The organism is Cypionkella aquatica (assembly GCF_030161095.1).
GTDB lineage: Bacteria > Pseudomonadota > Alphaproteobacteria > Rhodobacterales > Rhodobacteraceae > Cypionkella > Cypionkella aquatica.
Genome location: NZ_BSPP01000002.1, coordinates 197,280 through 211,288, shown reverse-complemented (window position 1 = coordinate 211,288; position 14,009 = coordinate 197,280). Strand labels below are relative to the sequence as shown.

At 60.1% G+C, this 14,009-nt stretch carries 14 protein-coding genes; 3 read left to right on the top strand and 11 right to left on the bottom strand.

The window, feature by feature from the left end; genetic code table 11:
* Genes rapZ through QQJ98_RS01710 form a run of 4 tightly spaced genes read right to left on the bottom strand, consistent with a single transcriptional unit; the run spans nt 1 to nt 3,735 of the window.
* A complete protein-coding gene (gene rapZ / locus QQJ98_RS01725; protein ID WP_284323588.1) occupies nt 1–909 on the bottom strand; it encodes an RNase adapter RapZ in 909 nt (302 codons plus the stop codon).
* Between the two features lie 7 nt (nt 910–916).
* Nucleotides 917–1,336: an HPr kinase/phosphorylase gene (locus QQJ98_RS01720; protein WP_284323587.1), complete on the bottom strand. Its 420-nt coding sequence runs from the start codon at nt 1,334–1,336 to the stop codon at nt 917–919.
* Entirely contained in the window at nt 1,333–3,024 is a 1,692-nt protein-coding gene (locus QQJ98_RS01715; protein WP_431307773.1) for a sensor histidine kinase, read from the bottom strand. The genes QQJ98_RS01720 and QQJ98_RS01715 overlap by 4 nt, the downstream gene beginning before the upstream one ends.
* Before the next feature lie 9 nt (nt 3,025–3,033).
* On the bottom strand, nt 3,034–3,735 hold the full coding sequence (locus QQJ98_RS01710; RefSeq protein ID WP_284323585.1) for a response regulator transcription factor: 702 nt from the start codon (nt 3,733–3,735) through the stop codon (nt 3,034–3,036).
* A 353-nt stretch (nt 3,736–4,088) separates the two neighbouring features.
* Between QQJ98_RS01710 and QQJ98_RS01705 the strand changes: the two genes are divergently transcribed.
* Nucleotides 4,089–5,687 carry a phosphoenolpyruvate carboxykinase gene (locus QQJ98_RS01705; protein WP_284323584.1) on the top strand — a complete coding sequence of 533 codons (1,599 nt, stop codon included), beginning with the start codon at nt 4,089–4,091 and terminating at the stop codon, nt 5,685–5,687.
* A gap of 177 nt (nt 5,688–5,864) precedes the next feature.
* On the opposite strand, the gene QQJ98_RS01700 is transcribed toward QQJ98_RS01705, so the two are convergent.
* The gene (locus QQJ98_RS01700) at nt 5,865–6,635 is read right to left on the bottom strand and encodes a sulfite exporter TauE/SafE family protein (protein WP_284323583.1); all 771 of its coding nucleotides are present in this window, start codon (nt 6,633–6,635) and stop codon (nt 5,865–5,867) included.
* A 166-nt stretch (nt 6,636–6,801) separates the two neighbouring features.
* On the opposite strand from QQJ98_RS01700, the gene QQJ98_RS01695 reads away from it, so the two are divergent.
* Nucleotides 6,802–8,454, top strand: coding sequence for an acyl-CoA dehydrogenase family protein (locus QQJ98_RS01695; protein ID WP_284323582.1), 1,653 nt, complete (start codon nt 6,802–6,804; stop codon nt 8,452–8,454).
* Here QQJ98_RS01695 and QQJ98_RS01690 read toward each other — a convergent pair.
* Nucleotides 8,451–9,668 carry an MFS transporter gene (locus tag QQJ98_RS01690; protein WP_284323581.1) on the bottom strand — a complete coding sequence of 406 codons (1,218 nt, stop codon included), beginning with the start codon at nt 9,666–9,668 and terminating at the stop codon, nt 8,451–8,453. The genes QQJ98_RS01695 and QQJ98_RS01690 overlap by 4 nt on opposite strands.
* Nucleotides 9,669–9,739: 71 nt before the next feature.
* Nucleotides 9,740–10,468 (bottom strand): DNA repair protein RecO, encoded by a 729-nt coding sequence (gene recO / locus QQJ98_RS01685; protein ID WP_284323580.1) that lies wholly within the window; start codon nt 10,466–10,468, stop codon nt 9,740–9,742.
* Nucleotides 10,469–10,541: 73 nt separating this feature from the next.
* On the opposite strand from recO, the gene QQJ98_RS01680 reads away from it, so the two are divergent.
* Nucleotides 10,542–11,153: a Pr6Pr family membrane protein gene (locus tag QQJ98_RS01680; RefSeq protein WP_284323579.1), complete on the top strand. Its 612-nt coding sequence runs from the start codon at nt 10,542–10,544 to the stop codon at nt 11,151–11,153.
* Here QQJ98_RS01680 and QQJ98_RS01675 read toward each other — a convergent pair.
* The 4 genes from QQJ98_RS01675 to lepB form a co-directional block, all read right to left on the bottom strand.
* The gene (locus tag QQJ98_RS01675) at nt 11,132–11,467 is read right to left on the bottom strand and encodes a DUF1491 family protein (protein WP_284323578.1); all 336 of its coding nucleotides are present in this window, start codon (nt 11,465–11,467) and stop codon (nt 11,132–11,134) included. The genes QQJ98_RS01680 and QQJ98_RS01675 overlap by 22 nt on opposite strands.
* A gap of 128 nt (nt 11,468–11,595) precedes the next feature.
* Complete coding sequence (gene era, locus QQJ98_RS01670; RefSeq protein WP_284323790.1) at nt 11,596–12,519, bottom strand: GTPase Era; 924 nt, start codon at nt 12,517–12,519, stop codon at nt 11,596–11,598.
* 22 nt (nt 12,520–12,541) lie between these two features.
* Complete coding sequence (gene rnc / locus QQJ98_RS01665) at nt 12,542–13,231, bottom strand: ribonuclease III (RefSeq protein ID WP_284323577.1); 690 nt, start codon at nt 13,229–13,231, stop codon at nt 12,542–12,544.
* Nucleotides 13,228–14,007 (bottom strand): signal peptidase I, encoded by a 780-nt coding sequence (gene lepB / locus QQJ98_RS01660; protein WP_284323576.1) that lies wholly within the window; start codon nt 14,005–14,007, stop codon nt 13,228–13,230. Before lepB ends, rnc begins: the two co-directional genes overlap by 4 nt.
* Between the last annotated feature and the right edge of the window lie 2 nt (nt 14,008–14,009).

Genomic DNA, 14,009 nt, shown 5'->3' with positions numbered 1-14,009 from the left:
TTACCTCGACCCTAGAGCAGGCATAGTCGCTGCCCTGCGTTCCAATTCACGATGCCGTTTTGACACCGGCCAGCCCGCTTCTGCAAGCACATTGCCGAGTTTTTCTGCAACTGCAACAGAGCGATGTTGCCCGCCTGTGCAGCCAAAGCCAATCGAGAGATGCGCTTTGCCTTCCTCAAGATGGGCTGGCAGTAGCATCAGCACAAGCCCCTGCAACCTTTGGAAGAAATCAACAAAGCGTGCATCGGTTTCAATATGGGCGGTCACGGCGGGATCGCGCCCATCCTTGTCGCGCAATTCCGGCTGCCAGTAGGGATTCGCCAGAAACCGGCAGTCAAACACCATATCCAGCCCGCGTGGCAGCCCACGTTTATAGCTGAAGGATTGCAGCGAAACCGCCATTTGCGTCGATTTGCCATGATCAAACCAGCGGCCAATCTCGGCCTTGAGATCGTGCGGTGACATTTCCGACGTGTCTATCAGATGATCCGCGCGCACCCGCACCGGGGTCAGCAGATCAATCTCGCGCGCGATGCCTTCGGTCGGGGTTTCCTGCGGCGCAAGCGGATGGCGGCGGCGGGTCTGCGAATAGCGGCGGATCAGTTCTGACGGGTCGCAGTCCAGATAAATCAGCTCAAGACTGACACGCGGATCGCGGGTTAATGTGTCAATCAGTTCGATCAGTGCGGTGGTGTTGAAATCACGGTTGCGCACATCCAGGCCCAGCGCGATCGGGCGGCCCAGACTGGGGCCATCAATCAACCGCGGCACCAGCGACAGGGGCAGATTGTCGATCACCTCAAACCCCAGATCCTCCAGCGCGTGAATAGCGGTCGAGCGGCCAGCGCCCGAAGGGCCGGTGATCAGCACCAGCTGATGCTCTGCAACAGGTTCCGAATGTTGTGTCACGCCATCCTCATGCCAGTCGTGTCCCTTTGAGATAACACAGAACTGAGGCTGGAAAATGGTTGCTTTGGCTGCCAAGGACAAGGGGCAGTGTGACGTCCAGCAAAGATATCCTGCGGTGTGGCGGCAGGCGATCGGTTTCGGGCTGGTCGAGGTCAATCACAAGGCTGATCGGGGTGGGGCCACAGGCGGGGCTGTGCAGGATGCCGACACCGCGCGCCTCTATCTTACCGCTGATCGAGGCGGGGCATGTGGCGATAAGCTCTTGGTTTTGCGCTGTGATTTCGGTTTGATCATCCGCGACCAGTGCGGCGCCTAAGGCGATCAATTGTAAGGCCAGCGCCGACTTCCCCGCACCCGACGCCCCGAGGATCAACACGCCGCGCCCGTTCACCGCAACGCAAGCGGCGTGCAAAAGCGCCTTTGTCACACCGGCAGACCGACCACAAACCGCGCACCCAGCGGTTCCGAGGTGGGGTCGGCGTTGGTTGGGCGGATGTTTTCTGCCCAGATCACGCCGCCATGCGCCTCGACAATCTGCTTGGAGATCGACAGCCCAAGGCCCGAGTTATTGCCGAAATGCGTCGCGGGACGGTCAGAGTAAAACCGCTTGAACACCTTGGTCAGCGCCTGTTCCGGGATGCCCGGCCCGGTGTCTTCGACCACGATCAGCACGCGGTTTTCCCGCCTGCGCGCCCAAACCCGCACCGCATCGCCATCATCGCAGAACGACACGGCATTGGTGATCAGATTGACGAACACCTGCGCCAAGCGCCCCTCTAGCCCGTGGATCTTGATGGCTTCGGTTGGGAAATCGGTGATAAATTCAACTTGCTTCTCACGCGCCTGATCGCCGAGATATTCGGTCAGGTTGGTAAGGGTTTTCAGCAGGTTGAACTCTTCTTCCTCTTCCTTGACCAGCTCAGAGTCCAACCGCGACGCGTTCGAGATATCGGAAACGAGGCGATCCAGCCGCCGCACATCATGTTCGATCACGTTGAGCAGCTTTTCGCGGTGCTCTTCCTTTTTGACCATCCGCATCGACCCCACGGCAGACCGCAGCGACGCCAGTGGGTTCTTGATTTCATGCGCCACATCGGCGGCGAATTGTTCATTCGCGTCGATGCGGTCGTAAAGCGCCGCGACCATGCCGCGCATGGCAACAGACAGACGGCCAATTTCGTCGGGCCGCGCAGCCAGATCCGGGATTCGCACCCGGCCGGGCGACATTTTGCGGGCATCGCGGTCACGGCCAAGCTCTGCCGCGGCGGCCAAATCAGACAACGGATTGGCGATTGTCGAGGCCAGAACCAGCGACAGGCCAATCGACACCAGCAACGCGATCACGAACATCTGCAAGATCTGCTCGCGCTCATAGCGCACCAGACGGTCAATTTCGCCCTCCGCCGAGATCAGAACGACCGCGCCGATGACAGCGCCGTTCTGTTTCACCGGGCTTGCCACCGAGAATTGCGCGCCGCCATCGACACCGCGCCCGGTGTTCGCAGCCACGTCACCGCCCAGCGCCTTTGAGTAAAGGTTGCGGGCCAAAGCCTCGCCATTCGGGGCAGTGGGCGCAGATGTGCCCGCGCCAAGCAGACCCGAAACGCCCTGCCAAATCGCATCCAGAAAATGGGTGATCACGGTCTTGCGGTCATCGCGCACCGTATCTGTCGCACGGGCCTGACCGATGCTGCGCGACACCAACAAGCCCTTGGTATCAAATACAAAAACCTCAACTCCGGGGCCGATGGCTACGGTGTTCAGACTCGTGGGCAGCACGCCATTCGCATTGGCAGCAAAGCTTTCCACCACATTGGAGGTCAGTTGCGCCTCGGTCACCAAGGCCTTTTCGCGTTGCAACACCAGACTGTCGCGGAACGGGTTCATGAACAAAACACCGGCGACCAGAATAACCAGCGCCATCAGGTTGAACACGATGATCTTGCGCGCCAGCGGCGAGCGGTTCAACGAGACAAGTCCCCGCCGCCCCCGCCCCTCGGACAAGGCGCTATCGGCCACCACTTCGGGCGAGACCCAATCTTCGCCCAAAAGCAGCTCTCCCGGTTTTTTCGCCGGGGTTGCGTCTTTCATGGATATGTTTTGCGCCGCTGTCATCGGATGCGGTCACTCTTCGTTGTAGCGATAACCAATGCCATACAGCGTCTCAATCGCTGCAAAATCATCATCAACCGAGCGCATTTTCTTGCGCAACCGCTTGATATGGCTGTCGATTGTGCGGTCATCGACATAGACCTGATCATCGTAGGCGACATCCATCAACTGATCGCGGCTTTTCACAAAGCCGGGGCGCTGTGCCAAGGCTTGCAGCAACATGAACTCGGTCACGGTCAGCGAGACATCGCGGCCTTTCCAAGCCACCGAATGGCGCAACGGGTCCATGCGCAGATGCCCACGCTCCATAATCTTGGTTTCCTCGGTGACGGCGACTTCACCCGTCACAATCGCATCATTGCGGCGCAACAGCGCGCGGATGCGTTCGACCAAAAGCCGCTGGCTGAACGGCTTTTTGACGTAATCATCAGCCCCCATCCGCAGGCCGAGAACTTCGTCAATTTCATCATCTTTCGAGGTCAGAAAGATCACCGGCATGGTGGATTTCTGGCGCAGACGCTGCAACAAATCCATGCCATCCATCCGGGGCATCTTGATGTCGAGCACGGCCATATCCGGCATGCGACGGTTGAAGGCATCCAAAGCGGATTGCCCGTCGTTAAAAGTTTCAACTTCGAAACCTTCAGCCTCAAGAGTCATTGATACAGACGTCAGGATATTCCTGTCGTCGTCTACAAGGGCGATCCTTGCCATGTTTGGGCTTCCCTATTCTGCTCGGCTTGCCTGATTTTTGACATATATTCCGTTTTCCCGGCCAAGTTAGCAACTGCTAACTGCGAATCACCCCTGACCTGAGAGTCCATCAGGCGCTAAATTTCCAAATGAATGACTAATATGACGCAGTTTTCCTATCGACTCCATTTTGGTTGCGCTAACCCGAAAATGGTTGCGCTAACTGTCGGTTGGCGTCCTATTCCGTGAAAAATCCGTATGTTATAGCGCGAATGTCGGGCCAAAAACTTGGTTCCGCGCGAAAACGCGTGCTTCGCAGGGCGTTTCAGGGATGGAAACTTTATCCCCCATATTGGCGGGAACGGGAGCTTACTATGATGAATGGACGTGTGAACCCATCGCAACGGTTGGAAGATCAGGGCATCAGCGGTCTGGGTCACGTCTATTACAACTATATCGAGCCTGCTTTGGTCGAAGCCGCAGTGTCGCGGGGCGAAGGCCAACTGGGCAAAGGTGGTGCGTTTTTATGCTCGACCGGGCAATTTACCGGCCGCTCGCCCAAGGATAAATTTGTGGTGCGCACCGCTGGCGTCGAGGAGACGATCTGGTGGGACAACAACGCGCCGATGGCCCCCGATGCGTTCGAGCGGCTGTATGCCGATATGCTGGCGCATATGCAGGGCCGCGACTATTTCGTGCAGGATCTGTTCGGGGGCGCCGACCCGGTGCACCGTCTGGACGTGCGGATGGTGACGGAACTGGCATGGCATGGCCTGTTCATCCGCCACATGCTGCGGCGTCCCGCGCGGGCTGAATTGGACAGCTTTGTGCCGGAGTGGACGGTGATCAACTGCCCGTCGTTCGAAGCCGATCCCGCCAAGCATGGCTGCCGCACCACAACCGTGATCGCGCTGAACTTTGAGCGCAAGATGATCCTGATTGGTGGCACCGCTTATGCCGGCGAGAACAAGAAAGCCGTGTTCACGCTGCTGAACTACCTTTTGCCGGAAAAGGGCGTGATGCCGATGCATTGCTCGGCCAACCATGCGATCGGCAACCCGGTGGATTCGGCGGTGTTCTTCGGGCTGTCGGGCACGGGGAAAACCACCTTGTCGGCGGATCCGTCGCGGATCCTGATTGGCGATGATGAACATGGCTGGTCGGATCGCGGCACCTTCAACTTTGAGGGCGGCTGCTATGCCAAGACGATCCATCTGTCGGCCGAGGCGGAACCCGAGATCTATGCCACCACCTCGCGCTTTGGCACGGTGGTTGAGAATATGGTGTTCGATCCCGAAACGCTGGATCTGGATTTCAGCGACACCAGCCTGACCGAAAATATGCGCTGCGCCTATCCGCTGGACTATATCTCGAACGCGTCGGATACGGGCATGGGCGGGCATCCCAAGCATGTGATCATGCTGACCTGCGATGCCTATGGCGTGCTGCCGCCGATTGCGCGGCTGACGCCGGCGCAGGCGATGTATCATTTCCTCTCGGGCTTCACCTCGAAAACGCCGGGGACCGAGCGCGGGATTGTGGAGCCGACGCCGACGTTCTCGACCTGTTTCGGCGCGCCCTTCATGCCGCGGCGACCGGAGATTTACGGCAAGCTGTTGCAGGCCAAGATTGCGCAGTTTGGTGCGTCGTGCTGGCTGGTGAATACGGGCTGGACGGGCGGCAAATATGGCACGGGAAAACGGATGCCGATCAAGGCGACGCGGGCACTGCTGACGGCGGCTTTGGATGGGTCATTGGGCGCGGGGGCGTTCCGGCGCGATCCGAACTTTGGCTTTGAGGTTCCGGTCTCGGTTCCGGGGGTCGATGCGGCGCTGCTGGACCCGCGCGCGACCTGGGGTGATGCGGCGGCTTATGATGCGCAGGCTGCGAAACTGGTGGGGATGTTTGCCGATAATTTCGCGCAATATGTGCCGTTCATTGATGCCGATGTGAAGGCTGCGGCGATTGGCTGAAAAGGAGCGGTCCCAACTCGGGACCGTTTTGCGCCTTTTGATTTCAAGGGCTTACGGCCGCGCCTTTAGGAAATCTTAATCTTTGGCTTGCGGCAGTAAGGCTGGGGGCTTCACACCCCCAGACCCCCGTGGGATATTTGAGCAGAGAGGATGAAACTTTTAAGCAAGTTTTAGCGATTAGAGGCCGAGGGCCCGGCGCATCAGGTTAAGGCCTGTCAGCACCAGCAGGATTTGTGTCCAGCGGCGGAATTTTGATTGATCGAGTCGGTCTTGAATCGCGACGCCGAGCGATTGGCCGATCATGGCGGGCAGCACGAGGGCGGCGGAGAAGGCAGTGGTGCTGGGGGTCATCACGCCAGACTGCAAATGCGCCGCCAGCAGCACGGCGGCACCGATCAGGAACACCACGCCTTGCACCCGGACGGTTTCCAACTTGTCGGCTTTGATCGACAGCAAGTAGACCAGCAGCGGTGGGCCCCAGACGCCGGACAAGCCACCATAAAGCCCGCCGACTGCGCCCAGAATCCACTCCGCGCGGCTGCGATGCTCCAGCCGCAGGGCGAGGCCGACGCCTGCCAGTTGCAAGGCGGCGAAAGCGGTGATCGGCAGGCCCAGCAGCAGCAGGAACAGGTCTTGCGGGATGATGCGGACGAATTGCGCCGAGATCACGATAAAAATCACAGTGGCGATCAGCATGCGGCGGTAGGTGACGGCGGTTTGCCATGCCGGGGCTACGCCTTGGCGGAAGGCTTGGCTGAGGTTTGAGATCAATGTCGGCAGGATCAGGCCTGCAAGCGCGGTTTCGGGCGGCAAAAAGCTGGAGAAGGCGGAGATCATGATCATCGGCATGGCAAAACCGACGGCACCTTTGACGAAGCCTGCAAAGCAAGTGATGGCGAGCGCTGCCACGAAGGCTTGCGGCGTCATGCCTGCCATAAGATATTCCATGTCTACTCTCCCTTGCGCCGCATGTCTAAAGCGAGGTGTCGTGCTGCGCATCCTGAAAATCCAGTGCGACATTTTCGGTCTTATCGCTGCATCTAAGTGAATTATTGTTGCGCTGCGGATGCGAAGGGATTAGGCATTTGCAGATGCAGCATAGGGTGAGGACGCAATGGCTTTGGATCAGAACTCTGGCGTTATGACCGATCTTTTGCGGCTGACCGCCGAAGCCTTGCCCGAGGTTGAGGCGCTGTTTGGGCGCGGGCGCGAGGCTTTGCGTGGGCGGGTTTCGGTGGGCGGAAAAGTCGCCTCTGCCGCGATGGAAGACCATCAGTTTGCCGCGCATAGCCTGTCGTGGCTGGCGACCTATACCGAGGCTTTGCGGCAGTTGCGGGCTTGGGCGGGGCGGCTGGACGCCGATGGCACGTTTGGCGAGATGGAGGCGCTGATCCTGCAGATCGGCTTTGGCGAGTATCTTGCCCAGATCTATGGCGGGATTCCGATGTCGCAGGGCGAGATGGCGCGGCTGGGCGATTTGGGGATTTCGGCGGCTCCTGGGCTTGCTGCGGCGGTGTTGATGGCCGAGGGCAACAGCCCTGCGGCGCGGATGCGACTGGTGGCTTTGATGCAGGACAATCAGGGGCGGGCGACGTTTGGCGCCAGTGGTCTGGATGATGAATTGGAGATGATCCGCGACCAGTTTCGCCGCTTTGCCGATGAAAAGGTCGCGCCCCATGCGCATGGCTGGCATCTGCGCGATGAACTGATCCCGATGGAGATTGTCGAAGCTTTGGCCGAGATGGGGGTGTTTGGCCTGACGATTCCCGAGGAATTCGGCGGCTATGGCTTGTCGAAAGCCTCGATGGTGGTGGTTTCCGAAGAGTTGTCGCGCGGATATATTGGAGTGGGGTCGCTGGGCACCCGGTCCGAGATTGCTGCCGAATTGATCTTGTGCGGCGGGACGGATGCGCAAAAAGCGCAGTGGTTGCCAAAGCTGGCGAGCGGGAAAATTCTGCCAACGGCGGTGTTTACCGAACCGAACACCGGCAGCGATCTGGGGTCTTTGCGCACGCGGGCGGTTGAGGGGAACGGGGCTTGGGAGATCACGGGGAACAAAACGTGGATCACCCATGCGGCGCGCACCCATGTGATGACCCTGCTGGCGCGGACCGATCCTGACAGCACCGACTACAAAGGTTTGTCGATGTTTCTGGCAGAAAAGCTGCCGGGGACCGATGCCGAACCCTTTCCGACGCCAGGGATGACCGGGGGCGAGATTGAGGTTTTGGGCTATCGCGGCATGAAGGAATACGAGCTGGCGTTTGACGGCTTTAAGGTGAAAGGCGAGAACCTTTTGGGCGGGGTGCCGGGGCAAGGTTTCAAGCAGTTGATGCAGACGTTTGAGAGCGCCCGGATACAGACGGCAGCGCGGGCGATTGGGGTGGCGCAGAATGCTTTGGAAGTCGGGATGCAATATGCCACGGACCGGCGACAGTTTGGCAAAGCCTTGATCGCGTTCCCTCGAGTGGCGGGGAAGCTTGCGATGATGGCGGTCGAGGTGATGATCGCACGGCAGCTGACCTATTTCAGCGCTTGGCAGAAGGATCACGGCAAGCGCTGCGATCTGGAGGCGGGGATGGCCAAACTGCTGGGCGCGCGGGTGGCTTGGGCTGCGGCGGATAATGCGTTGCAGATCCATGGCGGCAACGGCTTTGCGCTGGAGTATCAGATCAGCCGGATCCTGTGTGACGCGCGGATTCTGAATATCTTTGAAGGGGCTGCGGAAATTCAGGCCCAGGTGATCGCGCGCAGGCTGTTGGATTAGGGGTTTCCACGCGAGGGCCGCAAGGAGCCCAAGCGCGGATGCAGGCCACCCGCAATGAAATAGGCGGCGGCGAAGGCAAGGCCCGAGGCGGCAAAGATGAAGTTCAGCGGGGCCACCCATAACACAAGCCACGCCATGCCGGGCGTCGCAATACCCGACACATCGCGGAAGCTGGAATAGACGGCGGCCATCTCGGCCCGCTCGGACGGTTTGACAGACATCATGAACGGCAAACCACCAGAGACATCCAGCATCACAAGGCCGAACGAGCCTAAGAACAGGCAGGCGATGGTGATCCACGGCAATGGGGCGGCGATGGTGGCCAAGCAGAACAGGATGGCGCAATAGGCCAGCGCCCAGCGCAACGCGATGCGGACGGACCGGCGGCGCACCCATGATGCCATGAACGGCGACAGCAGCAAGGTGGCGTTGGACACCGACAGCATGAAGCCCCCGAGCTTGTCGCCCAATCCGGCCTCGATGCAGAACACCGGGACATAGACGACATAGACCCACCAGCCGCAGGACCGGATCACCGCGAACAGCCAGCCTGCGATCAGGCGGGGTTGCCGGAAGAATCGCCCAAGATAGGCGAGCGGATTGACCGCTGGGCCCTTGGCGCGGGTGATTTGCTTGCCCGAGCCCAGGCGCAGATACCAGAACACCCCAAACAGGATCACCGAGAACACCGCGGCCACGATGAACGGCAATGGTGCCCAAAGTGCCCGCATATACACCCCGCTCATCGGGCCAATTGCCCAAGGGGCTGCGGCATAGACCATTTGCAAGCTTTGCGTGCGGCCCAGATCGGCGCGCGGCACATAATCCAGCACATAGGCGTTGAAGCAAACAAAGCAGGTCACTGTGGCCATCGACATGATCAGGATGCCCAGTTGCACCGACCATTGCGTGCCCGTCACAAACAGCACCATCGAGATCAGATAGAACACGCATCCCGCCGAATAAACCCAGCGGCGCGGCCAGATCTGCGTCAGGCGCGGCACCATCAGGCCCCAGAACAGGGTGATAACGCCCGCAGTCAGATAGACGGTGGACAGATTCTGCGCCGACCCGAACGCGTCATAAACCGCAATCGGAATCGTGGAAATCAACGTGCCGCGCACCGCCGCCTCTAGCCCCGCAAGCAAAGCGAAATGCTGGAGTTTTGGGTTGGCGGAGTGTTTCAACTCCAAAGACTGATACCGCAGGGCCATGCTGGTATATGGCTTTGCTTGCGGCCCGATATCTGGCTTGCCCGCGACGGCGACTATGCCATCCGCGACTATTATTGCGCGGATTGATCTCGCGCCAAGATGCCCAATAAGCGGGCACGCGCTTCGGGCAGGGGCTTGCCGTTCAGGGTCGGCTCCAACGCGCGATTCAGGAAATGCCCGGTCAGCGCGAAGCCTTGGGCGATTTCGACCGGGCTTGCAGGCCCCTGCCCCAGCAAAACCGCTGGCAACGGCAACAACCGCCCGGCCCAATCGCCTGCCGCATCGCGGTTGACGGCCCGTCCGGTTTTCGGGCTGACATAGGCCAGATCCTCACGGCTGCCAGTGATGGCGCAGCGGGACAGATCCAGCGCAAAGCCCAATTCCTCCAGCAAGGCCAGCTCCCAGCGCAGGTAATCGGGCGGCCAGCCGGGGGTTTCCAGCGCATCCAGCAAGGCAATCGAGCGCGCATAAAGATTGGGATGCGATTCGCGGTCAGGCAAGGCCGCGCGCAGCATGGCACAGACGGCGTTCAGTCCGGCAAGGTTCAGACGGTCAGACAACAGCGCCGCCCGGCTGCGCAAAGGCTCGACCTTAAAGCTGCCGATCTGCTCTGACAGCCGCGCCTGCCAGACCACATCCACCTGACTGCCGGGTTGCAACACTGCCGCCATCCGGCGCGAGGCACCGCCGCGCACCACCCCGGCGTGCAGGCCATGCGCATGCGTGAACACTTCGACAATCGCCGATGTCTCGCCCTGCGGGCGCACCGAAATCACCGCCCCCTGATCGCGCCATTCCATAGACCGCAGTATCGACGCAGCGTCACGACAGAGCAAGGCTTGCTATTTGATCAAATTGGCGCAGATTGCTGCCATGTTTGCGCGTATGTTCGCCTTTGTCCTTGCCATCATCGGCCTTGCCGCTCTGCGCGCCCAGTTTGACGCGCTGATCGGAGTGGCATTGGCAACAGATCGTATCTGGGCGATGGCGGGGTATTTCACCATTTTGACCAATGCCTTACTGGTGACGCACCTGCTGGCGATCACCAAGGGCTGGCAGATCTCGTCTGCGCGGGCAGCAGGTCTGCTGGTCTCGATCGGTGCGGTGGGAATCATTTATCACGCGCTGCTGGCCAGCCAGTTTCCGACGGAAGGCCTGAGCTGGTGGGCCGATCTGGGGCTGCATACGGCGATGCCTTTGGGCTTTGCGCTTTGGTGGCTGGTGTTTGCACCAAAAGCCGTGCAGTGGCGCGATCTGCCACAATGGCTGATCTGGCCCGCGCTTTATGGCGGCTATGCGTTGATCCGCGGCGCGCAAACCGGGTTCTGGCCCTATGCATTCCTGAACGCAGACGCCTTGGGCTGGGCGCATGTCGGGCGCAATCTGGCCGCTTTGGTGCTGGCCCTGACGCTGCTTTGCCTTGCCGTCGCAGCCGCCGCGCGCATCCTGCACGCCAATCGGTTTCAATCGGCCAAACCCGCCTGATCCAACAGACTGCGACCTTGTCGATCCTCTAACTCTATCACCCAAAGATCAGGGTCGCGGCTGCGCTGACGGGCCAACAGCGCGTCCACCTCGGTCTCGGCCCCCTCAGCCAACACCACCCAAACTCGCGCATCCGCCTGCAGATCAAACGAGCGTTGATAGGCCCGCGCCTTGCCATCCAAACTGGCGACCTTGACCAGGACCGCCCCCGCCGTGGGATCGCCCTTGGCGGTGACATAGACTGGTATATCCGCCAACCGCAGCCGGGCGAGATAGGCCGAAACCCAAAGATCAGATGTCAGTCGCGCGACCATCGTTGCTCTTTTTCAAATACTCCCCGCCGGGAGGCTTCACCAGACCCCAAAAGCGCGCGCGTTGACATATCGAATCCGAAATTTGTCACAAATTTCGTGCCGGAATTCGACTGCGAATTCCGTCTGCCTCACGCCTCGCCGTCTTTGAAATCCAGACCCATTTCGGAATAGCGCTCGGGCTCATCCTGCCAATTCTCGCGCACCTTCACCTGCAAGAACAGATGCACAGTGCGGCCCAGAAATTCGGAAATATCGGCGCGCGAGGCTTGGCCGATCGACTTGATCGTCTCACCCTTGTTGCCCAAAACGATGCCCTTATGGCCATCGCGGGACACATAGATGATCTGATCAATCCGGGTGGAGCCGTCGGGTTTGTCTTCCCATTTCTCGGTTTCCACCGTCAATTGATAGGGCAATTCCTCATGCAGCCGCAGCGTCAGCTTTTCGCGCGTCATTTCTGAAGCGATCATCCGCATCGGCAGATCGGCGATCTGATCTTCGGGGTAGAACCATGGGCCATCGGGGATCTGCGCACCCAGCCACTCGCGCAAGTCTTTGACGCCATAGCCTTTTTCCGCCGAGATCATAAAGGTTTTCGCAAACGGAAACGCTTCATTCATCTTTTCTGCCAAGGCCAACAGCACCTCGGCCTTGACCTTGTCGATCTTGTTGATCGCCAAAGCCACTGGTTGGCCCTGCGGGATCTGGTCTTTCATGCGGTCGATGATGGTTTCAACGCCCTCGGTCAGGCCACGGTTCGCCTCGATCAGCAGCACGATGACATCGGCATCGGCAGCACCGCCCCAAGCGGCTTTGACCATGGCGCGGTCCAGACGGCGGCGCGGGCGGAACAGGCCCGGCGTGTCGACGAACACGATCTGCGCAACACCTTCCATCGCCACACCGCGAATACGGGTGCGGGTGGTTTGCACTTTATGCGTCACGATGGAAACCTTGGCTCCCACCACCCGGTTCAACAGGGTGGATTTACCAGCATTCGGCTCGCCGATCAGCGCCACAAAGCCTGCGCGGGTGCCGGGGCCGTCGGGCATGCGCCCGGTCAATTTACTGTCTTCAGTCATCAGAAGTCTCCATCCGGGCCAAAAGGGCGCGGGCTGCGGCTTGTTCGGCCACACGTTTCGATCCGGCGCGGGCAATTTCAGCCTCGCCGCTTTCCAGCTTTACTTCAACGGTGAAGATCGGCTGGTGGTCTGGGCCAGTCCGGCCCTGTTCGGTGTAAACTGGCGGCGGCATGGCGCGGGCCTGAGCCCATTCCTGCAGCGAGGTTTTTGGGTCGCGGGCGTCTTGCTCGACCGCCCCGATGCGCGGCCCCCACAGCCGCAGGATCAGCGCGCGGGCGGCATCAAAGCCGCCATCTTGATAAACGGCGGCAATCACCGCTTCCATCGCATCACCCAGCAGGGCCTCTTTGCGGCGCCCACCTGACAGCATTTCCGAGCGGCCGAGTTTCAGCACATCGCCCAAACCCACCTCGCGCGCGACTTCGGCGCAGGCCTCTTTGCGCACCAATGCGTTGAAACGTGGGGCAAGTTGGCCCTCTGAGGCGGCGGTATCTGCGCTTAGAAGGGCTTCGGCCATCACCAGCCCCAAGACCCGATCGCCAAGGAATTCAAGGCGTTGGTTGTCGGGCCGGGTGCTTGAGGAAATCGACGCATGGGTCACGGCGCGCAGCAGCAGTTCGGGCTGGCTGAATTGATGCCCGATGCGCGCCTCGAAGGCCTTAAGATCCGCCGCGAGCCTCACTCCACCGCCTTGAAGAAGCGGTCGGCGCGCCAAGTCCAGAAATACAGCATCGAGGTGCCAGCAGACGAGAAGATGATGCGGTCGGCGCGGCCGATCAGATATTCGGCGGGCACAAAGCCGACGCCACCAGCGGCCTGCGAAAAGCGGCTGTCCTGAGAGTTGTCGCGGTTGTCGCCCATGAAGAAATACTGGCCTTCGGGCACGGTGAACACATCGGTGTTGTCAGCAAAACTGTCGTCTTCAATGTTCATCACATCATGCACGACCCCGTTCGGCAGGGTTTCGCGGAAGCGCTCTTTCTCGCAGATCGCGCCATCGCCGACCGCGCCATTGCTGCAACGCGGGCGGGATTTCATCGGGCCCTGCGGCTCCATCACTTCTTGGAAGGTGCCATCGGCGACTTGCGGCACCATGGCGCCGTTGATGTACAGCACGCCCGCTTTCATCTGAATCTTGTCACCCGGCAGGCCGATCAGACGCTTGACGAAATCCGAGCCGTTCACCGGATGGCGGAACACCACAACATCGCCGCGCACAGGATCAGAGGCAAGGATACGGCCCGAGATCGGGCAAAGCGCGAAAGGGCAGGAGTATTTGGAATAGCCGTAGGCCATTTTGTTGACGAAAACGAAATCGCCGACCAGCAGGGTGTCTTTCATCGATTCAGACGGAATCCAGAACGGCTGGAAGAACAGAGTGCGGAACGCGCCCGCGATCAGCAGGGCATAGACCACGGTTTTCACCGTCTCGACAATGCCGCCTTCGTTTTTCGCCATGA

Bases quoted from the DNA above. Each gene is read 5' to 3' on its own strand.
- QQJ98_RS01700 (WP_284323583.1), bottom strand. From the start codon at position 6,635: ATGGAATATCTTATGGCAGGCATGACGCCGCAAGCCTTCGTGGCAGCG.
- QQJ98_RS01695 (WP_284323582.1), top strand. From the start codon at position 6,802: ATGGCTTTGGATCAGAACTCTGGCGTTATGACCGATCTTTTGCGGCTG.
- QQJ98_RS01710 (WP_284323585.1), bottom strand. From the start codon at position 3,735: ATGGCAAGGATCGCCCTTGTAGACGACGACAGGAATATCCTGACGTCT.
- QQJ98_RS01690 (WP_284323581.1), bottom strand. From the start codon at position 9,668: ATGGCCCTGCGGTATCAGTCTTTGGAGTTGAAACACTCCGCCAACCCA.
- lepB (WP_284323576.1), bottom strand. From the start codon at position 14,007: ATGGCGAAAAACGAAGGCGGCATTGTCGAGACGGTGAAAACCGTGGTC.
- QQJ98_RS01675 (WP_284323578.1), bottom strand. From the start codon at position 11,467: ATGGTCGCGCGACTGACATCTGATCTTTGGGTTTCGGCCTATCTCGCC.
- QQJ98_RS01715 (WP_431307773.1), bottom strand. From the start codon at position 3,024: ATGACAGCGGCGCAAAACATATCCATGAAAGACGCAACCCCGGCGAAA.
- era (WP_284323790.1), bottom strand. From the start codon at position 12,519: ATGCCCGACGGCCCCGGCACCCGCGCAGGCTTTGTGGCGCTGATCGGC.
- QQJ98_RS01705 (WP_284323584.1), top strand. From the start codon at position 4,089: ATGATGAATGGACGTGTGAACCCATCGCAACGGTTGGAAGATCAGGGC.
- QQJ98_RS01680 (WP_284323579.1), top strand. From the start codon at position 10,542: ATGTTTGCGCGTATGTTCGCCTTTGTCCTTGCCATCATCGGCCTTGCC.
- recO (WP_284323580.1), bottom strand. From the start codon at position 10,468: ATGGAATGGCGCGATCAGGGGGCGGTGATTTCGGTGCGCCCGCAGGGC.